Source organism: Cryptosporangium minutisporangium (assembly GCF_039536245.1).
Classification (GTDB): Bacteria; Actinomycetota; Actinomycetes; order Mycobacteriales; family Cryptosporangiaceae; genus Cryptosporangium; species Cryptosporangium minutisporangium.
The window spans coordinates 28,299-46,948 of record NZ_BAAAYN010000060.1; the positions used below are offsets into that span (position 1 = coordinate 28,299).

The 18,650-nt window shown below is 73.2% G+C and carries 18 protein-coding genes; 7 read left to right on the forward strand and 11 right to left on the reverse strand.

Going from position 1 to position 18,650, the window contains the following annotated elements; translation table 11 throughout:
• The first annotated feature begins 209 nt into the window (after positions 1-209).
• Complete coding sequence (locus ABEB28_RS37365) at positions 210-1,142, forward strand: trypsin-like serine peptidase (protein WP_345733022.1); 933 nt, start codon at positions 210-212, stop codon at positions 1,140-1,142.
• Positions 1,139-2,152: a hypothetical protein gene (locus ABEB28_RS37370; protein WP_345733023.1), complete on the forward strand. Its 1,014-nt coding sequence runs from the start codon at positions 1,139-1,141 to the stop codon at positions 2,150-2,152. The genes ABEB28_RS37365 and ABEB28_RS37370 overlap by 4 nt, the downstream gene beginning before the upstream one ends.
• Before the next feature lie 4 nt (positions 2,153-2,156).
• Here ABEB28_RS37370 and ABEB28_RS37375 read toward each other — a convergent pair whose 3' ends face one another.
• The 3 genes from ABEB28_RS37375 to ABEB28_RS37385 form a co-directional block, all read right to left on the reverse strand.
• Positions 2,157-2,834: a nucleotidyltransferase domain-containing protein gene (locus ABEB28_RS37375; RefSeq protein ID WP_345733024.1), complete on the reverse strand. Its 678-nt coding sequence runs from the start codon at positions 2,832-2,834 to the stop codon at positions 2,157-2,159.
• Positions 2,835-2,838: 4 nt separating this feature from the next.
• Complete coding sequence (locus ABEB28_RS37380) at positions 2,839-4,065, reverse strand: NADH:flavin oxidoreductase (RefSeq protein WP_345733025.1); 1,227 nt, start codon at positions 4,063-4,065, stop codon at positions 2,839-2,841.
• A gap of 71 nt (positions 4,066-4,136) precedes the next feature.
• Entirely contained in the window at positions 4,137-6,278 is a 2,142-nt protein-coding gene (locus tag ABEB28_RS37385) for an MMPL family transporter (RefSeq protein WP_345733026.1), read from the reverse strand.
• A gap of 136 nt (positions 6,279-6,414) precedes the next feature.
• Between ABEB28_RS37385 and ABEB28_RS37390 the strand changes: the two genes are divergently transcribed.
• Both ABEB28_RS37390 and ABEB28_RS37395 read left to right on the forward strand, forming a co-directional pair.
• Positions 6,415-7,593, forward strand: coding sequence for a sensor histidine kinase (locus ABEB28_RS37390; protein ID WP_345733027.1), 1,179 nt, complete (start codon positions 6,415-6,417; stop codon positions 7,591-7,593).
• 13 nt (positions 7,594-7,606) lie between these two features.
• Positions 7,607-8,275 (forward strand): response regulator, encoded by a 669-nt coding sequence (locus tag ABEB28_RS37395; protein WP_345733028.1) that lies wholly within the window; start codon positions 7,607-7,609, stop codon positions 8,273-8,275.
• A gap of 6 nt (positions 8,276-8,281) precedes the next feature.
• On the opposite strand, the gene ABEB28_RS37400 is transcribed toward ABEB28_RS37395, so the two are convergent.
• From ABEB28_RS37400 to ABEB28_RS37420, 5 genes are read right to left on the reverse strand one after another with little or no spacing between them, the layout of a single operon-like run.
• Positions 8,282-8,764, reverse strand: a complete 483-nt coding sequence (locus ABEB28_RS37400; protein ID WP_345733029.1) for a GNAT family N-acetyltransferase — start codon at positions 8,762-8,764, stop codon at positions 8,282-8,284.
• Positions 8,761-9,285 (reverse strand): DUF3291 domain-containing protein, encoded by a 525-nt coding sequence (locus ABEB28_RS37405; protein ID WP_345733030.1) that lies wholly within the window; start codon positions 9,283-9,285, stop codon positions 8,761-8,763. The genes ABEB28_RS37400 and ABEB28_RS37405 overlap by 4 nt, the downstream gene beginning before the upstream one ends.
• 40 nt (positions 9,286-9,325) lie before the next feature.
• On the reverse strand, positions 9,326-9,934 hold the full coding sequence (locus ABEB28_RS37410; protein ID WP_345733031.1) for a TetR/AcrR family transcriptional regulator: 609 nt from the start codon (positions 9,932-9,934) through the stop codon (positions 9,326-9,328).
• 36 nt (positions 9,935-9,970) lie between these two features.
• Positions 9,971-11,002, reverse strand: coding sequence for an LLM class flavin-dependent oxidoreductase (locus ABEB28_RS37415; RefSeq protein ID WP_345733032.1), 1,032 nt, complete (start codon positions 11,000-11,002; stop codon positions 9,971-9,973).
• 22 nt (positions 11,003-11,024) lie between these two features.
• On the reverse strand, positions 11,025-12,851 hold the full coding sequence (locus ABEB28_RS37420) for an AMP-dependent synthetase/ligase (RefSeq protein WP_345733040.1): 1,827 nt from the start codon (positions 12,849-12,851) through the stop codon (positions 11,025-11,027).
• A gap of 166 nt (positions 12,852-13,017) precedes the next feature.
• Between ABEB28_RS37420 and ABEB28_RS37425 the strand changes: the two genes are divergently transcribed.
• Positions 13,018-13,635: a TetR/AcrR family transcriptional regulator gene (locus ABEB28_RS37425; RefSeq protein WP_345733033.1), complete on the forward strand. Its 618-nt coding sequence runs from the start codon at positions 13,018-13,020 to the stop codon at positions 13,633-13,635.
• A gap of 76 nt (positions 13,636-13,711) precedes the next feature.
• Here the strand turns inward: ABEB28_RS37425 and ABEB28_RS37430 are convergent, their stop codons facing one another.
• A complete protein-coding gene (locus ABEB28_RS37430; RefSeq protein ID WP_345733034.1) occupies positions 13,712-14,572 on the reverse strand; it encodes a mycofactocin-coupled SDR family oxidoreductase in 861 nt (286 codons plus the stop codon).
• 79 nt (positions 14,573-14,651) lie between these two features.
• Here ABEB28_RS37430 and ABEB28_RS37435 point away from each other — a divergent pair, with 79 nt between their 5' ends.
• Positions 14,652-15,203, forward strand: coding sequence for a TetR/AcrR family transcriptional regulator (locus ABEB28_RS37435; protein ID WP_345733035.1), 552 nt, complete (start codon positions 14,652-14,654; stop codon positions 15,201-15,203).
• Positions 15,204-15,239: 36 nt separating this feature from the next.
• Here the strand turns inward: ABEB28_RS37435 and ABEB28_RS37440 are convergent, their stop codons facing one another.
• Complete coding sequence (locus ABEB28_RS37440) at positions 15,240-16,196, reverse strand: DUF6282 family protein (RefSeq protein WP_345733036.1); 957 nt, start codon at positions 16,194-16,196, stop codon at positions 15,240-15,242.
• 92 nt (positions 16,197-16,288) lie between these two features.
• Here ABEB28_RS37440 and ABEB28_RS37445 point away from each other — a divergent pair, with 92 nt between their 5' ends.
• Positions 16,289-17,521: a hypothetical protein gene (locus tag ABEB28_RS37445; RefSeq protein ID WP_345733037.1), complete on the forward strand. Its 1,233-nt coding sequence runs from the start codon at positions 16,289-16,291 to the stop codon at positions 17,519-17,521.
• Positions 17,522-17,534: 13 nt separating this feature from the next.
• Here the strand turns inward: ABEB28_RS37445 and ABEB28_RS37450 are convergent.
• Positions 17,535-18,650, reverse strand: a 1,116-nt coding sequence (locus ABEB28_RS37450; RefSeq protein ID WP_345733038.1) for a GAF domain-containing sensor histidine kinase, incomplete at its 5' end; no start/stop codon positions are given.

Genomic DNA, 18,650 nt, shown 5'->3' on the forward strand with positions numbered 1-18,650 from the left:
TCACACCGGACGGTAGGGACGCCCGCCGGAAATCGTCCCCAGCGGAATGTGCCCGGCCGATTTTCGGTCTTGTTCCCGACGACCACTCAAAAGCGTCTTCCGCGCGCGGAGTACGCGTGCCACCCTCGGTTCCAACTTCTCGGGGGAGGAACGATGACCGAGGTTTCATCGCACGCTATTTCGCTGCACCCGACGCGCGGGTGATCCCAATGGCGCACATCATTACGGATAAACAGCTCCGCGAGGCACGAGACGGCACGGCGTGGCGCCGGGAACCGCTCGATCGGCGAATCGCCTACGCGAAACGACAGGGAATTCCGACCGCGGGAAATCCGCCGGAGGTGGTGGACGCCGCCCTCGAACGGCTCCTGGAAGGCTCCGACCTGCTGCCGGCGCTCTGGTTGGCCGCGGGATTACGGCGGGCGGACGCCGTCGCGCTGGTGAGGACACCCAGCGGCCCCGGCACCGGCTTCCTGGTCTCGCCCGAGCTGCTGCTGACCAATCACCACGTCCTGCCCGATCCGGACGTCGCGCACGCCTCGTCGGCGCGATTCCGGTACGAGGAGGACTCCGACGGCAACATCACCCGCGCAAAAGCATTCGATTTCCGACCCGATCGGTATTTCGTCACCAGTCCCGCCCACGAACTGGACTACACGGTCGTCGCGGTCGAATCCCCTACCGACGGAACGCCGGTCGGCGCGGAGTACGGCGTGATCCCGTTGATCGCGGCGACCGGAAAAATCATGATCGGACAGCCGGTCAACATCATCCAGCACCCGCGCGGAAGTCCGCGCGAGATCGCGATTCGGAACAATGTCCTGCTGACCGTCGACGGAACGACCCGGATCACGTATCTCACCGACACCGAGCCCGGCTCGTCCGGCTCACCCGTGTTCAACGACCACTGGGAATGCGTGGCACTGCACCACAGCAGCGTTCCCGCGCGCGACAGCGAAGGGCGCGAGATCGACGTCACCGGCGACCCGGTGACCCCGGACACCCCGGACGCCCTCCGGAAGTGGATCGCCAACGAGGGCATCCGCGTCTCCGCGATCGTCGCCGACCTCCGGGCGCGCACGTTCCTCCCCGACCAGCAGAACCTGGTCGGCCGACTCCTCGACCCGGTGGAGGACTCATGAGCACCGGTCTGGTCTTCATCCACGGCCGCGGCCAGCAACTGTCCCGGGGCCTCCGCGGCGACCCCGACCGCGTCACGGCGCACATCGCCCGCCGGAAGCGCGCGTGGCTCGCCGGTCTCTCCAAGGGGCTCGTCCTGGCCCGCCGCCCCCTCGTCGCGGAGAAGGACGTGTGGTTCCCGTTCTACGGCAACACGTTCGCCGACCGCATCGACGCGCACGTCGCGGCGGGCGGCCACACGCCCGACCTGGAGCGTGCCGCCGAGAGCCGCCCGGACGCGGCGGCGGCCGCCACGAAGGAACGGCTCGTCCTGGAAGCGGCGGCGGAACTCGGCTTCCGCGCCGACCGGGAACTCGGGTACAGCGACCCGGAGGCCGCCGCACAGGCCCGGCAGCGCCCCCCGACGGTGGATCCGGCCGCGGAGATCGCCTGGGGATCGGTGCTCCGGCTCCCGGTGGCGCGGTCGGCGCTGCAGTTCCTGGCCCGAAAGACCGGCGCCGCCGAGTGGGTCATCGAGGAGTTCCTCGACGACGTCGCCTACTACCTCGAGGTTCCGGCGATCCGCCAGGCGGTGATGGGTACCGTCCGCCGGGCCGTTCTGGAGGCGCGCGGGGCGCACGACGACGTTATCCTGGTGTCGCACAGCCTCGGCACGATCGTGGCCTACGACCTGTTCGACGACCTGCCGGCCGACATCCGGGTGCGCCTGCTGGTGACCGCGGGCTCGCCGCTGGGCTACCCGATCGTGCAGAAGAACCTGCGCCCGGCCGCCCGGCGCGGGCTGCCGCTCGTCCCCCGCATCCAGCCGGCAACCGACGTCGCCTGGCTCAACGCCTACGACGTGCGCGACTTCGTCGCGCTGGTGCACCCGCTCGGTACCCGGTTCCACAACGGACGAACGGCGATCCGGGACGAGGTGACGCACAACGCGTCCGATCCGCACTCGATCGCCGACTACCTCTCCGACCCCGACGTCGCCGGTCCGATCGGTGCGGCCATCGGCGGCGGCTGACGGGTCACAGGTAGGCCTTCCGGACCCGGAGCAGCCAGTCCTCGACGGCCCGCTCGTCCGGCGCGGAGGGCAGCGGCGAGCGGGCCGCGGCGAACCGCTCCCGGGCGTCCGCGAGCACCGGTCGCGCGGCGTCGGGGTCCGCGGCCACCTCCTCGCCGAACGCGCGGTACTTCTCCGGGTCGTCGACGCGCAGCGTGAGCCGTCCGGTCGTGTAGTACTCGTAGCCCTGGTCGAGCAACCGGAGCAGGTGCCGTGCGTGCTTGGCCTGGCGCTTGCGCATCTTCGACTGGAACTGGCCGGTGGCGAGCAGCCGTTTGAACTGACTGGCGGCGTAGCCGTAGTACGCGTCCCGGACGCGCGGCGCGCTGGCGAACGCGCAGCGGATAGCGACCAGCTCGGCGCCGAGATCGGTGCGGACCTCGTAGAGCTCGTCCGGCAGCCAGAGTAACTCGGTGACGGTCGGATTGGCGTCCAGGCACAGCATCGCCAGCTTGCGCGCCTCGTGCACGGTCTGGTCAGGATCGTGGCGGACCACGGTGGCGGCGCGATCGATCGGCGGGCGCAGGCCGTGGAACGCCTCGGTGGGGGCGGCGAACACGCCGAGGCGGTCCACGTCGGAACCGGCGTGCGCGAGCCCGTACGCCATCGACCCGACGATGCCCAGCAGCAGGGTGTTGTTCACGCCCTCATTGTGCGGCGGTGTGTGATTCCGTAGGGGGCACCCTCGGCGGCACCAGCACGCACCGGCTGCGCTGGAACGTCGTCGGCATGCACTTGTTGTTGTGGTTGCAGAGCGAGCGGGCGCCGGGGTCGGCGCGCAACCGGTTGATCAGGTCGGGCTCGCGGAGCAGCGCCCGGCCCAGTGCGACGAACTCGAAGCCCTCGGCCATCGCGGTGTCCATGATCGCCTTGTTCGTGATGCCGCCGAGCAGGATCATCGGCAGTTTCACCGCGGCGCGCACCTGGCGGGCGTCGTCCAGCAGATAGCCGTCGGAGTAGGGGTACTCGCGCAGGAAGCGGTGCCCGGCCAGCCGCGCGCCCGTGCGCACCGGCGCCGGGAGCACGGCCGCGAACTCCCGGACCGGCGCGTCCCCCTTGAACAAGTACATCGGGTTGAGCAGCGAGCTGCCCGCGGTCATCTCCAGCGCGTCCAGCGTGCCGTCCTGCTCCAGCCAGCGCGCGACGACGATCGCCTCGTCCAGCCAGAACCCGCCGCGCACCCCGTCGTCCAGGTTGAGTTTCGCGAGGACCGCGATCCGGTCGCCGGCGGCGTCGCGCACCGCACGCATGATCTCCCGCGCGAGCCGCGCGCGGTTGGCCAGGCTGCCGCCGTACTCGTCCTTCCGCCGGTTCAGGCGAGGGCTCAGGAACGCGCTGGCGAGGTAGTTGTGGCCTAGGTGGATCTCGACCGCGTCGAACCCGGCGTCGATCGCCAGGCCGACCGCGGTGCCGTACGCGCCGACGATCCGCCGCAGGTCGGCACGGCTCGCGGGTGTTCCCGCCAGCGTCGCCGGGCTGCCGGACCGGCTGGGCACCAGCACCGGCTGCCCCAGGCCGCGGGAGATCCCGACCGGCCCGGAGTGGCCGATCTGCGCCGAGGCCGCCGCACCCTGCTCGTGCACCGCGTCGGTCAGCCGCCGCAATCCCGGGACGGCCTCCGGCTGCCAGACGATCTGGTGCCGGTCGGTGCGCCCCTCCGGTGAGACCGCGCAGAACGCGACGGTCGTCATGCCGACGCCGCCGGCCGCGTGCTCGACGTGGAATTCGATCAGGTCGTCGGTGACCAGGCCGCGCCGGGCCCGGTTCTCGTAGGTGGCCGCCTTGATCGTCCGGTTCCGCAGCGTCACCGGACCGAGGCGGGCCGACGCGAACACGTCCGCTCCGACGGGTCCCGTCCGGTCCGGTTCGGCCATGTCCGCACTCCCTCGCACCGCCTGGAAGCGGCCACCGTACCAAGCAATTGCTAGGTCGGTGGCCGCATTCGTCAGTGCAAGCGGACGTCCGGCAGGCGGGCGTCGAGGCGGCGCGGCAGCCACCAGGCGCGATCGCCGGCGAGGGCGAACACGGCCGGCACCACCAGGCAGCGGACGGCGAGCGCGTCCACCAGCACGGCGGCCGCGAGGCCGAGCCCCATCTCACCCAGCATCCGGTCGCCGCTGAGCACGAACGATCCGAACACGACGATCATGATCGCGGCGGCGGCGGTGATCACTCCGCCGGTGGTGGCGAGCCCCTCGCGCATCGCGGCCGCGGCGTCCGCGCGGCGACGCCACTCCTCGTGCACCCGGCTGACCAGGAACACCTCGTAATCCATCGAGAGGCCGAACACCACCGCGAACACGATCACCGGCAGGAACGCCTCGATCGGTCCGGGCTGAGCGCCGAGGTTCCCGTCCCCGTAGACGAACGTCATGACGCCGAGCGCCGCCCCGATGCTCAACAGGTTCGACACCGCGGCCTGGATCGGCACCAGGATCGACCGGAACACGATCAGCAGCATCAGCGCGGACAGTCCGACGACCGCGCCGATGAACCAGGGCAACCGTTCCGACACGGTCTCGGCGAAGTCGATCGCCGCCGGCACCGAGCCGCCCACCGCGTAGTCGTCGCCGACGGTGCCGAGCGTGTCCCGCAGCCGGTGCACCAGATCGGCGGTGCGCTCGTCGGCCGGGCCCCACTGCGGGACGACGAGCACCGTCTGCGGCGCCGGCTGGTGCGGTACCACCGAGGCGACGCCCTGCACCGACCGCACGGCGGCGGCCGCCTGCTCCGCCGAGGCCTCGTCCGGCGCCAGGACCAGCAGCGGACCGTTGGTACCCGGGCCGAACCCCTCGGCGATCAGGTCGTACGCCTTTCGGGTGGTGGAGTCCGGCGCGTCGGTGCCCGCGTCGGCGAAGCCCAGACGCATCCCGAGCGCCGGAACGGACAGGACCAGCAGGACGAGCACGCCACCGACGAGCGCCGGAACCCGGTGCCGGTGGATCAGCCGCGCGAGCCCGCGCCAACGATCCCCGGCCGCCGGCGCCCCGGACCGCGACCCGGACGGTTCCCCGGACGGCCCCCCGGACCCGGACGCGCCGCGCCGCGCCGCCCGCCGGGCCTCCTGGCGCAGGATCCGCGCCTCCAGCCGACGACCGAACAGCGTCAGCAGCGCCGGCAGCAGCGTGATCGACGCGAGCATCGTCGCCAGCACGGTCAGCGCGACGCTCAGCGCGAGCGACTGGAACGCGGCCAGCCGCAGCGTCAGCATGCCGAGCAGCGCGACGATCACCGTGATACCGGCGAACAACACCGAACGGCCGGCGGTATCCAGCGCGCGCTCGGTCGCCGCCGCGCGCGGAGCGCCCTCCCGGATCTCCTGCCGGTAGCGGACGAAGACCAGCAGCGCGTAGTCGATGCCCACCCCGAGCCCGACCAGCGCCATCATCGCGGTCGCGTAGCTCGGGACGCTCAGCAGGTGCGACGCGAGCACCACCGCGCTGACCGCGCTGCCGACTGCGAACACCGCCGTGACCAGCGGCATCGCGGCCGCGAGCAGGGAGCCGAACAGCGGCACCAGGATCACGATCGCGGCGAGCAGCCCGATCCCCTCGGCCGGGCCGCCCGACTCGTTCGCGGCGCGCACCGCGTCGCCGCCCCACTCGACCTGGTAGCCGTCGAGCTCGGTGTCGATCAGCGCGGCGACGACCTCCGGGTCGCTCTCGCCCGGTGCACTCTCCAGCGTCACGGTGGCGAGTGCGGTCCGGCCGTCCGGTGCGACCGATCCGGGGCCGGCGAACGGATCGGAGACCGCGCGGACGCCTTCCTCGTCCGCGACGCGGTCGAGCAGGCCGCGGATCGCGTCCCGGGAGGCGGGTTCGGTGAGGCCGTCGTCCCGGTGGACGACGATCGTCACCTCGTCCCGGGCGGGGCCCTGATCACTCGCGGCGAGCGCGTCGGCGACCCGTTGCGACTCGCTACCGGGCAGCGTGGTGTCGTCGGCGAACGCACTGCCGACGCGGCCCGCGGTGACGGCGAGCGCGCCGACGACGAGGACCCAGGCGACGATCGCAGCCCAGTGGTGGCGCTGCGACCAGCCAGCGAACCGGCGGAGCGGACTACGGCGGCGGACAACGGTATCGGTCACACCGGCGACGCTAGGGAGCGCGCCGGGACACCACATCGGTCGACGATCGGCCCGGCAATCGCTCACCGACGTACCACCGTACGTCGAGAGGCGACAGTTCCTCGCCCGGCCGCGAGCCCGTGGTTACGCTCGCCCCATGCCGAGGTTCCCGGGGAGGGCGGTGCTGCTCGACGGCACGCTCGCCGTCCTGACGACGACCGTCGTCGCGGTGGCGATCGCCGCGGACATCGGCGACCACCGCACTCCCGGCGTCCTCGCGTACGGGATCGCGGTCGCCCTCGGCGCGGTGCTGCTGGCCCGCCGCCGGTTCCCCCGGCTGGTCCTGACGGTCAGCGCCGCGCTGCTCATCACCTACTACGTGCGCGACTACCCGCCGATCGGCATGCCGGTGCCGCTGGGCGCCGCGCTCTACTCTGCGGGCGAGGCGGGTCGCAGCGGGTGGGCGGCCACGATCTCCGTCGGGATGCTGAGCATCTCCACCGTCGCCCGGCTCTTCGACGACGAGGACCCGGCCTACCTGCTCGGGTACGAGCTGCTGGTCACCGCGACCGCGATGGCCGCCGCGATCGCGCTCGGCGACGGCGTCCGCTCGCGCCGGCTGCTGCGGGCCGAGCAGCGCGAACGATCCCGGCGGGAACGGGAGGCCCACGACCGGGAGCTGGCCGGCGCGATCCAGGCCGAGCGCCTGGAGGTCGCCCGGGACGTGCACGACGTCGTCGGCCACACGCTGACCGTGGTGTCGCTCCACACCGACGTGGCGCTGGAAGCGGTCGACGACGATCCGGTCGCGGCCCGCCGGGCGCTGGAGAACGTGCGGACGGCCTGCGACACCGCGAGCGCGGAGCTGCGGCGCACGCTCGGGATGATCCGTAGCGCGGACGCGCCGGGGGTGGCGGCGCTGCCCGCGCTCGCCGCCGACCTGGGGCCGGGCGTCACCGTCGACGTACCGGCCGACCTGGGTCCGCTGCCGCCGGTGGTGGAGGCGGCGGTGTTCCGCATCGTCCAGGAAGCGGTGACGAACGCGCGCAGGCACGCCGGTACCGCGCCGATCACGGTCCGGCTGCGCCCGGCCGGTCCGGACGTCGAGGTCGAGGTGTGCGACGAGGGAGCGCCCGGGGTGGCCGGGTCGGCCGGCGGTGGGCTCGGCCTGGTGGGGCTGCGCGAACGCGTCGCGCTGCTCGGCGGGCGCACGGAGATCGGGCCTCGCCCGGAGGGCGGCTACCGGGTCTGGGCCGCGCTGCCGGTGGGCGCTTCCCGGCCCCCTGCGGAGACGCCGCCGATCGAGGCGGCCCGGTTGGTCGAGGAGGCCCGATGAGCGAGGAGGCCCGGTGACCGGCGTCCGGATCGTTCTGGTCGACGATCAGGACCTGGTTCGCGCGGGCCTGCGTGCGCTGCTCACCCACGACCCGGATCTCGCGGTCGTCGGCGAGGCCGCCGACGGGGTGTCCGGTGTGGCGCTGGTGCGCCGCCTTCGTCCGGACGTCGTCCTGATGGACGTGCGGATGCCCGGCGTCGACGGCGTCGAGGCCACCACCCGGATCACCAGCGACGCCGCGCTCGCGGGCGTCCGGGTCGTCATGCTCACGACGTTCGACACCGACGAGCACCTGTTCGACGCGCTGCGGGCCGGCGCGTCCGGCTTCCTGCTCAAGGACATCCGGCCGGGCCCGCTGCGCGACGCCGTCCGCACGGTCGCCGCCGGTGAGGCGCTGCTGGCGCCCGCGGTGACGCGGCGGGTGATCGAGGCCGCCGCGCACGGGACGCCCGGAGCGGCGGAGGCCGACCCCCGGCTGGCCGCGCTCACCGGACGGGAGCGGGAGGTGCTGGCCCAGGTCGGCGCTGGGCGCTCCAACGACGAGGTGGCCGCCGCCCTGTACCTGAGCCCGGCCACCGCGCGGACCTACGTCAGCCGCCTGCTGACCAAACTCGACGCTCGCGACCGGGCCCAGCTCGTGGTGCTCGCGTACGAGACCGGGCTGGTCCGGCCCGGTTCCTGAACCGGCTCAGCCGAGGTCACGCACGTACCGGCGGGCCGGTACGGCCACCGTCGTGCCGTCCTCGGTGAACGCGCGGTAGTCGAACGGGCCGGCGTCGCGCCAGCCGGACCGCTCGTAGAACCGGCGGGCGCGGAGGTTGCCGTCCACGACGGCGAGCCACGCCCGCCGGTGGGCGGCTCCGATCACGGTCTCGGCGTGGCGCAGCAGCGCGGTGGCGACGCCGCTGCCGCGCGCCGCGTCCGCCACGTAGAGCTGCTCCAACTCGTCCCCGTAGACGACCGTGAAGCCGACGACCTCGTCCTTCACCTCCGCCACCGTCGTCACGTCCAGCCGGATCGGAACCCGGCGGACCAGGTCCTCGAACGTCCGGTGGGCCAGCAGCGCGTCCGGAACGCGTCCGAGGTGCGCGTCCGCCCAGCCGAGGTGCCAGACCTCGGCGATCGCACGCACGTCGGCGTCGGTCGCCGGACGCAGCACCGCGTCGCTCATGCCGGGCACAGCCAGTCGTCGTGGCCGGGATCCGGCGCGCCCGTCGCCCCACCCGCGGTGGACTCCGGCGGCGGGAACGACGCGCGGAGCGTGAACGCGGTCGGCGTCGGCCCGTGCAGGCGCAGGTGGCGGATCCGCGCCTCGGCGTTCGCGGTGGTCGGCCGCTCCCCGACAGGCACCCACCACAGCGCCGTGTAGGCCTCGCTGATGCGCTCGAACCATTCCCGGCGGCGACGCAGCACCGCGCGGTGCAGCTCGCCGAACGTGAACGCGGCGAGCGAATCCAGCGAGTCCCAGGTCGACATGTTCACGATGACGCCCGCGCTGTCGGCGGCGTCCCACTCGAACGCCCGGATCGCGGTCGCGTCACCGTCCTCGGTGGCCAGCCGCCACCGGAAGCCGGGGGCCGCGTCGGCGGCGGCGTTGACCGGCTCCAGCGCGGCCACGAAGTCCGCGAGCGCCGGGTCGTCCAGTGGAGCCCGCAACCGACCGATGTTCACCTGCGCCAATTCCCACGCCATGCCCGCACCGTACCGGGGCGGCGCACGGCCCCGAGTCGCGTCAGCGCACCAGCGTTCCGTCGAGGAAGGCGTCGACCGCGGTGGTGATGCTGGTCTCCACCTCGGCGGGCGTCGGACGGGACGGCGAGTTCGTCAGCAGCCGCATCTGCGGATCGCCGAGCATCGCCTGGTACAGCTGCGCGCCCGCGGCCCGGGCGTCCTGCACCCGAATGACCCCGGCGTCGTGCGCGGCCTGCAGGTATCGGCCGAGCACCGCCTGGCCGGACGCCGGACCGTGCTCGAAGAACGTCTGCCCGACCCCGGGAATGCGCTCGGCCTCGGACGTGACGAGGCGGTGCAGCGAGATCCCGCTCGGGTCGAGTACCACGGTGGCGACGAGCCGTCCCAGGGTGACGAGCGAGCCCCGGACGTCCGGGTCGGTCGGGGTGAACGCGCGCAGCGGCGCGGACTTCTCGTCCAGCAACGCTTCGACGGCCGACCGGAACAGCGCGGACTTGCCGGTGAAGTGCCGGTACAGTGTCGACTTCGAGCCGCCCACGACGTGCCGGACGTCCTCCATCGACACGCCCTCGTAACCGCGTGCGAGGAACAGCACACCCGCGGCGTGCATGATCACGGCACGCCGGTCCGTTCCAGGCTTCGTCGGCATGCACCCATGATCCCGCACGGTGCTGAGGCGGCGACCTCAGGCGGTGCGGAGCCACCCGCTGACACCCGGCAGGACGTCCGCGGCGAGACGGTGGATGGACTCCAGCGTCCGCTGCCGGTCCCCTGCCGCCTCGACCGCCAGCAGCAGGCGTCCGGCGCCGGTGACCTCGGCCGACCGGCGCAGCCGTTCGACGCAGAGGTCGGCATCGCCGACCGGGTGCAGGTCGAGCAGCCGGTCGGCGTAGGCGACCGGATCGGTGCGGCCGACGCTGCCGTCGATCCGGACGTACTCCGCGGTGCGCGCGAGCCAGGCCAGCAGCGCCGGGCGCACGGCCGCGCGGGCCTGCTCGACCGTCTCCCCGACGTACGCCAGGTGGGCGACGGCGGGGCCCGGCACGGCGGCTCCGAACGCCGCGGCGTACCGGTCGAGCAGCACCCGGTGCTCGGCCGGCGCCGCGTGCATGCCGAGCAGCAGCGGGAGGCCCCGCGCGGCGGCCAGGTCGACGGTGGCCGGCGAGGTCGCTGCGATCCGGACTCGCGGCGGACGGGTCGGCCGGGGCACCACCCGCACCGGCCGGAACCGGTGGTGCGGCCCGTCGGCGCCGACGGTGGCCGCGCCGGAGAGCCAGCGCAGCAGCACGTCGACCGAGTCCGGGAAACCGTCGGTGAACCGGGGCAGCCCGGTGCCGAACACCTCCAGGTCGACCCACGGTCCACCCCGGCCGATCCCCAGCTCGAACCGGTCGTCGGCGACCGCGGCCAACAGTGCGGCCTCCTCGGCGAGCGCGACCGGGTGGCGGGCCGGGAGGACCGCGGCGGCGGTGCCGACCGTGATCCGGCGGGTGCGGCCGAGGACGTACGACGCCAGCGCGACCGCGGACGGGCAGGCGCCGTACGTCAGGAAGTGGTGTTCGGCGAGCCAGACGCCGTCGAACCCCGCTTCCTCCGCGGCGACCGCGTAGTCGACGGTGTTCCGCAGCGCCTGCCCGTGGTCGTCGCCGCGCGCGTCCCCGTGCGCGTCGTCGACGACCCCGGCGAGCAGGAACAGGTCGACGGCGGGTGCGATCACCTGCAGATGAATATCACGTTCATCAGCTGGTGTAGTGCGCGTCCAGCAGGTCGGCGTGGCGTCGCTCGACGACCCGGCGCTTGAGCTTGAGCGACGGCGTCAGGTCGCCCTCCTCGACGGTCAGCGGACGCTCCAGCACCGTGAACTTCTTGATCGTCTCCCACTTGCCGAGCCCGGCGTTGAGCTGCTCGACGTAGCCGGCGATCTCGGTGTGCAGGGCCTCCGACCGGGCGATGTCGGCGAGCGACGCTCCGGCGAGGCCGTGCGTCGCGGCCCAGGCGGCCGCCGCGTCCGGCTCCAGGGCGACCAGCGCGCTGACGTAGTTGCGGCCCTCGCCGTGGACGACGATCTCGCTGGCGAGCGGGCAGAGCGCCTTGAACTGGACCTCGATCGTCTGCGGGGCAACGAACTTTCCGCCGGACGTCTTGATCAGGTCCTTCTTGCGGTCGGTGATCTTCAGCGAACCGCGGGCGGTGACCTCGCCGATGTCGCCGGTCCGCAGCCAGCCGCCGGTGAGCGTGTCGGCGGTCGCGTCCGGGAGGCCGTGGTACCCCTCCATCACGCCCGGGCCGCGGACCAGGATCTCGCCGTCGCCGTCGAGCGCGACCTCGGTGCCGGGCAGCGGTAAGCCGACCGTCCCGAACTCGACGTGGTCCGGCCGGTTGACGAACGACGCCGCGGACGTCTCGGTCAGGCCGTAGCCCTCCAGCACCAGCAGGCCGACCGCGTCGAACCACTCGGCGATGTCGCCGGAGAGCGGCGCGGCCCCGGAGATGAAGTACCGCATCCGGCCGCCGAACCGCTGCCGGACCTTCGCCGAGACCAGCCGGTCGGCCACCGCGTGCTGCAGCGCGAGCAGCGGCCCGGGCCGGTCACCCCGCCGCTTGGCCCGGGACACCTGACGACCGACGTCGACCGCCCAGTCGAAGAGGCGCGCCTTCGCGCCGCCCTGCTCCCGCATCATCGCGTTGACGCCGGCGTACACCTTCTCGAAGATGCGCGGCACGGCGGGCATCACGGTGGGCCGGACGGTGGGCAGGTTGTCGATGATCTTGGTGACGTCACCGGCCACCGCAGCCGCGTGGCCGACGGCGAGCTGCCCGCCGAGCAGGGTCTTGCCGAACGCGTGGGCCAGCGGCAGCCAGAGGTAGGCCAGGTCGTCCGTTTTCATCAGGCCCATGGCCTGGATCGCCAGGCCTTCGTAGACCCAGGACTCGTGCGTCAGCCGCACGCCCTTCGGGCGGCCGGTGGTGCCGGAGGTGTAGATCAGCGTTGCGAGCTGCCCGGATCCGACCGCTGCGGTCGCGTCGAGGACGATCTGGGGACGCTCGGCGAGCACGTCACGACCCCGGGCGCGCAGGTCCTCCAGCGTCACCACCCGGGGCTCGTCGCGCGGCGGCTCGCCGTCGATCAGCACCACACGCTCGAGCGGGGACTCCAGCACGAGCGCGAGGTGAGCGATGGTCTCCACGACCGCGAACCGGGCCCCGGAGTCGGTGAGGATGTGCGCGACGTCCTCCGGCGTCGACGTCGGATACACGGTCGTCGTCGTGCCACCGGCGCAGGCCACCGCGAGGTCGGCCTCGATCCACTCGACGCGGGTCGCGGACATCAGCGCCACCCGGTCCTCGGGGCGGAGTCCGAGGTCGAGCAGGCCGGCGGCGAGCTCGCTCACCGCGCGCCCGGTCTCGGCCCAGGTCTGCGACCGCCAGCCACCCGCACCGTCCGGGCGGCGGTAGGCCTCGCCCTCCGGCGTCTGCTCGACCCGGTCGAGGAAGAGCGCACCCAGCGACGCCGGGGCCTTGGCCCGCAGGTCGGTGAGCCGGGCTCTCTCCTCGGTCGGCGCCACGCAGGTGGCGGAAATCTGGTACTGATCGGACGATCCCACGCCTGGCTCCTCGCTGAATCACCGCGCAGGTCGGGGCGTGCTCGCCACCGGCCGCCGTAACTTACGACGCGTAAGTTACCGGTCGTTAAGTAGGCTGGGAAGCGCTTCGGCGAGAAAGGCGGCGACCGTGGCCGAGGGCGAACCACCCCGCCGACGACGCATGACCCGGACGGCCCGCGAGCAGCAACTGCTCGACGTCGCCGAGGAACTGTTCCTCGGCGCGGGCTACGAGCGGACCTCGATCGAGGACATCGCGCGGGCAGCCGGCATCACCCGGCCGGTCGTCTACGAGCATTACGGCAGCAAGGAAGGCATCTACCTGGCCTGCGTCCGGCGGGCGCGGGTGCCGCTGAACGAGGCGCTGCACGCCGCGTTCGAGAGCAGCGACGACCCGGTGGAGCAGTTCACCCGGGGCCTCGACGCGTACTACGCGCTGCTCGAGCGGGACGCGAACCGATGGCGGCTGCTGTTCAGCCCGAACGGCGTACTCACCGGGCCGCTCGCCGACGACCTGCTCCGCGAGCGGTTCCGGACCGCGAACCTGATCGCGGATCTCGTCGAGACGCACCTGCCGCACGTCGACCCGCAGCGGATCGACGCCTTCGCGCACGCGATCTCCGGCGGCGTCGAGCAGCTCGGACGGTGGTGGCTCGCGCATCCGGAGGTCGAGCGGGCGCAGGTCGTCGAGTACCAGGTCGCGTTCTTCATCCCGGCGTTCGAGGCGATGCGGTCCGCGCGGCCCTAGGCGGCGTGGTCCAGGCGTTGCACACCTCTGATCCCGTATAACGGCTCGAAGCGTGCAACGCCCAGGGCGCGGACGGTCAGCCGGGCGCGTTGGCCGTGGTGACCGGGAGAAGCGCGCCGGCGTCGACCCTGAGCTGCTGGCCGGTCACGTACCGGGCCGCGTCGGACGCCAGGTAGAGCACCGCCTCGCTGATGTCGACCGGGTCGAGCGTGTTGACCGGCAGCTTGTGCATCGAGCCGAACGCGGGCTCGGCGTCCTCCCGGGTGGGGTTCTCCAGATCCGGCCGGAAGACCCGGTACATCATGTCGTTGAGCAGCATCGGCGTCGCGATGTTGCCCGGGTGCACGGCGTTGACCCGGATCGACAGCGGCGCGAGCTGCAGCGCCAGGTCGTGCACGAGGCGGGCCACCGCCCGCTTGGCGTGGGCGTAACCCGCACCGCCGGGGCCGGCCGAGTCCACGGCACCGGGCATGAACGCCGCCATCGAGCCGGTGACGACGATCGAGGCACCCGCCCCGAGGTGCGGGAACGCCGCCTCCAGCGTGTTGATCACCCCGACCAGATTGGTCGAGACCGTGTCGAACCAGCCGATCGCCGGCACCGAGTTGCCGATCGGGCTGATCCCCGCGTTCGCGACCACGACGTCCAGGTGCCCTAACTCGGCGACGCCGGCCTGGACCGCGGCCGCCAGCTGCGCGCGCTCCCGCACATCCGCGACCCGGGTCACCACGCGGCGGTCGAGCGCCTCCACCAGCCGGGCGGTCTCGACGAGATCCGCTTCGGTGGCCATCGCGTAGGGCACCGAGTCGATCTGCGCGCAGACGTCGACCGCGAGGACGTCCGCGCCCTCCTGCGCCAGCCGCACGGCGTGGCTGCGGCCCTGTCCGCGCGCAGCGCCCGTCACGAAGGCGACTTTGCCTTCCATTCTCCCGGCCATCTCGCTGCTCCTCTACCGGTTACCGACCATTCTGGTCGGCAAAGCTACCGCAATGGTCGGACCTCCGTAAGATGAAGAAGTGGCGAGAGTTTTCCGGCAGCAGATCGACGAAGGCATCCTCAATCGGGCGGCGACGCTGTTCGCGCGCTACGGCTACGCGCAGACCTCGGTGCAGGCGATCGCGGACGCCGTCGGCATGTCCAAGGCCGGACTCCTGCACTACTTCCCGACGAAGGACGCGCTGCGGGATGCCGTCGTCGCGCACAGTGCTGCGCTCGCCGCCGAGGTACTGGACGCCGTCGCCGGCGAACCGATGGGGCCGGCTCGGGACCGGCGGGTGATCGAGACGCTCGTCGACCAGGCCCTCGCTCGGCCGGGCATGGTGTCGTACCTGGTCAGCGCGACGTCGACCGGGTCGGCCGAGCCGCTGGAGCCGGGCCACGAGCGGATCGGCCGGACGGTGTTCGAGGCGTTCGGGGTCGACGCCGACGCTGAGCCCGAGCGGGCGATCCGCGTCCTGGGTGCGGTCGGGGCGCTTTCGATGACCGTGCTGGCAGCGCACCGCGCCGGCAAGGCGGTGGCGTGGCGGCCGTACGTGGTGGCCACGAGCTTCGACGCGCTGGGTCACTGATCGCGACGTCGCTCGGGCGTTGTGCACTTCGGCAACCTATGACCGGCCGAAGTGCACAACGCTACCCGCGCCGGAGGGCGGGCCCACCAGGCGGCGGGAGTTGTCGACGGCCATCGTGTGGACCTCGTCCTCGGTGAAGCCGTTCGCCAGCAGTTGGTCGGCCAGCAGCGCCAGACCGTCCTCGACCGGCGGGTTGAACGGCTGGCCGAGGTCGCTGGAGAGCACCGAGTGCTCCGGGCCGACCGCACGGATGTGCGCGAAGAACGTCTCCCACGCCACCTTGCCGGTGTAGGGGGTGGTGAAGCACCGCTCCATCAGCGCGCCGCGGGCGGCGAGACGTCGCTGCACCTCGACCGGCACCCGCTGGGACGTGAACTCGGGGTGGGTGACGACGATCCGCCGCACCCCGGCGTCGACCGCGGCGTCCACCGTCGCGACGATCTCGTCTCCGGACAGGTGCCCGGTGGCCAGCACCATGTCGTGCTTCGCGACCAGCGACAGCACGTCGCGCAGCGCGGGCACCACCCGGCCGTCGTCGTCCACCACCGCGATGGCCGGCGCCAGGATCCCGGCCTCGGCCAGCTCGTCCTGGACCTGCGCCCACATCGGCGGCGCCGCACCGGCCGGTGCCTGCGCTCGGCTCGCCCGCTGGTTGGCGCAGTCGACGGTGGGCAGCCAGACGATCCGCGCGCCCTGACGTCCGGCGACCTCGACCGCGACCGGGTTGAGGCCACCGACCGACGCGTTGAGGGTGATCGCACCCAGCGTACTCACCGCCGGGACGACACCCCGGACCACCTGCGCGCGCTCGGCGGTCGGGGCGTAGTGGGACTTGAGCACGACGCCGGCCAGACCGACCTCCGCCAGGCGCCGGGCCAGGCCGACGTCGTCGATGCGGCGTTCCATGATGTCCGGCGCGACGTGGACGTGGGTGTCGTACGCACCCCGGACGAGGTGCCGCGCCAACGGGCTGGGGACGGGGTGCTCGGCCATGAGGCCCACTCTGCCCCCCGCGACCGGGCTCCCGCCTGCGAGATGGCACACCGGTGCTCCCGGTGGTGGACGCCGTGCGGTAGGACGGTGCCATGCCGACTGCCTCCATTCCGGACCGATTACCGCCGGAGCCACCCTGGACCGTCCGGGTGGCCCGGTTCGCGTCCCGGGCCGGGATGGCGGGTGTGCTGGTCCAGTGGACGGCGTTCCTGCTGTGGATGGCCTCCGACCTGCTGGGACACTCGTCCGGCGGCGTCTGGATCGGCCTGCTGTCGCTGACCGTGCTGGCCGGGGTCACGCTGGTTCCGATCGCGGTGCCGTGGGCCGGGGTGCAGGCCGCGGCCGGGCGCCCCGGTGGTCGCACGGTGCTCTGGGTGTTCGGCCCGCTCGCGGTCGTGGTGAATGCCGCTCTCTGCGTCACCGACCTGGTCCTGCTCACCGAGGACAACCTGTCGCTCGGCGCCCGTCTGTTCCCCGCCGCCGGCCTCCCGGGCGCGCTGCTGGTCCTGCTGGCGCTGCCGGTCGCGGCCGCCGCCCTCGCCACTCCGTCGGCGCGGCGCTACCTCGCGGGGTTCCGCCGTCCGGAGCACAGCCGCCGCGGACGCCGCGCGGTGACTATCGCGGCGTTCCTGCTGGGCGCCACGGTTGCCCTGAGTACCGCCGCCGCGGTGCTGGTGCTGCGGGCCCGCGCCGCGATCGCGTACCCGGAATGGGCACTCCCCCGGGACGACCCGGAGCCGTACCTGGTGGCCGCCGCCGTCCTCGCCGCGGTCACGGCCTCGGCCGAGTTGGTGTTCCTCGCCGCCGCGGTGACCACCCGGCGCACCGGCAGCCGTGCGATCCGCGCGCTGGCTTTCGGGCTCGGCATGGCGACGCTCGTCCTGGTGCCGCCCGGCGTCTACGCGATCGCGCTCGCCGTCGAGGTGGCCGCGGGCGAGCTGGCCGGCGACGCCACCCGATCGGCCGGCATCGGCGGACTGGCCCTGTACGTCATCGCCGCCGCGGTGCACGTACTGGTCGTGACGCTGCTCGCGTCTCCGTCGGTGTCGACGTGGGTGGCGCGCCCCACCCCGGAACCCGCACCGGAGCCGGACGACGACCGGCCCGCGGACGGCCCCCCGAACGCCGGCGGCTCACCGAGCACAGAGGATCGTCCGGCCACCGAGGATCCGGCCGCCGAGGATCCGGCCGCCGCAGAGAGGACAGTCCTCCCGGCCGGGGCCGAGGACGGAGAGGCGCCCGCCGAGGATGCGCCCGAGCCCGCCGGGCCGGACCGCGACGAGAGCCCGGCCGTACCGCGCGGCGAGGTGACGCCCGCCCGATGACCCCGGACGGTCGTCAGTCGGCGAGACGCAGGGGCACCGACCACACCAGGCGCGCACCCCGCTCGCTGCCGCCCTCCAGGCGGCACTCCCCGCCGAGCCGGCGGGCGCGGGTCGCCATGTTCACCGTGCCGTGGCCGGTTGGGTCGTCGGCGCTCGGCCCGACGCCGTCGTCGCTGACGACGAGCGTCACGGTGCCCGCGGCGGTGTCGACACCCACCTCCACGTCCGCGCTCCCGGCTCGGGCGTGCCGGGCGACGTTCGTGAGCGCCTCGCCGAGCACGGCCAGCAGGTCCGGGCGGATCGCGTCCGGCACCGCCGCGTCGAGCGGCCCATCGAGCCGCAGACGTGGCTCGAACCCCAGCGTGTCGGTTGCGGCGTTGACGACCCGGAGAACCTCGCCACGCAGCCCGCTGGGCCGGTCCGGCGGCTCCTGCAGGGAGAAGATCGTCTTCCGGACGTCGCGAATCGTGTCGTCCAGGTCGTCGACGAACGCGCTGAGCTTGTCGGCGACCTCGGGACGGCCGACCATCGCGCCCACTCCCTGGAGACCCAGCCCGACCGCGAACAGCCGCTGGATGATCAGGTCGTGGAGGTCGCGGGCGATTCGGTCGCGGTCCTCCAGGACGGCGAGCCGCTGCCGGTCGGCTGCGGCCCGGCTGAACTCGACGGCGAGTGCGGCGTGCCCGGCGAACGCCTGCAGCATCCGGACGTCGGCGTCGCTGAGCGCCGGCCGGCCCTCCTCCCGCACCACCGAGACCACGCCGACGACCCGGCCGCCGGACGAGAGCGGCACGAGCGCGCCGGGTCCGAGATACCGGTCCGGCGGCGGAGCGTGGTCGAGCGCGACGAACGGCTGGCTTCCCCCGTCGAAGCGGCACGAAGCGCCGTCGCCGGTGAGCAGCGCGGCACGAGCGCCGTCCAGACCGTACCGGCAGCCCAGGAACCGTTCGGTTCCGTCGCCGTAGCCGGCCCGCACCGTCAGCTGCGGACCACCGTCCGGCCCGCCGTCCGCGCGGAGCAGCAAGAACCCCGCGTCGGCCTGGGTGATCTCCGCCGCCTTCGCGACGATCACGTCCGCGGTCTCGGCGAAGTCGGCGCCGCGGAGCAGCCGGTCGGTGACGTCGGTGGA

What these genes read in the sequence shown, in the direction of transcription:
- ABEB28_RS37400 (WP_345733029.1), bottom strand. Translation starts at nt 8,764, where the DNA reads ATGAGCGACGCGGTGCTGCGTCCGGCGACCGACGCCGACGTGCGTGCG.
- ABEB28_RS37445 (WP_345733037.1), top strand. Translation starts at nt 16,289, where the DNA reads ATGCCGACTGCCTCCATTCCGGACCGATTACCGCCGGAGCCACCCTGG.
- ABEB28_RS37440 (WP_345733036.1), bottom strand. Translation starts at nt 16,196, where the DNA reads ATGGCCGAGCACCCCGTCCCCAGCCCGTTGGCGCGGCACCTCGTCCGG.
- ABEB28_RS37380 (WP_345733025.1), bottom strand. Translation starts at nt 4,065, where the DNA reads ATGGCCGAACCGGACCGGACGGGACCCGTCGGAGCGGACGTGTTCGCG.
- ABEB28_RS37405 (WP_345733030.1), bottom strand. Translation starts at nt 9,285, where the DNA reads ATGGCGTGGGAATTGGCGCAGGTGAACATCGGTCGGTTGCGGGCTCCA.
- ABEB28_RS37430 (WP_345733034.1), bottom strand. Translation starts at nt 14,572, where the DNA reads ATGGCCGGGAGAATGGAAGGCAAAGTCGCCTTCGTGACGGGCGCTGCG.
- ABEB28_RS37370 (WP_345733023.1), top strand. Translation starts at nt 1,139, where the DNA reads ATGAGCACCGGTCTGGTCTTCATCCACGGCCGCGGCCAGCAACTGTCC.
- ABEB28_RS37365 (WP_345733022.1), top strand. Translation starts at nt 210, where the DNA reads ATGGCGCACATCATTACGGATAAACAGCTCCGCGAGGCACGAGACGGC.
- ABEB28_RS37390 (WP_345733027.1), top strand. Translation starts at nt 6,415, where the DNA reads ATGCCGAGGTTCCCGGGGAGGGCGGTGCTGCTCGACGGCACGCTCGCC.
- ABEB28_RS37410 (WP_345733031.1), bottom strand. Translation starts at nt 9,934, where the DNA reads ATGCCGACGAAGCCTGGAACGGACCGGCGTGCCGTGATCATGCACGCC.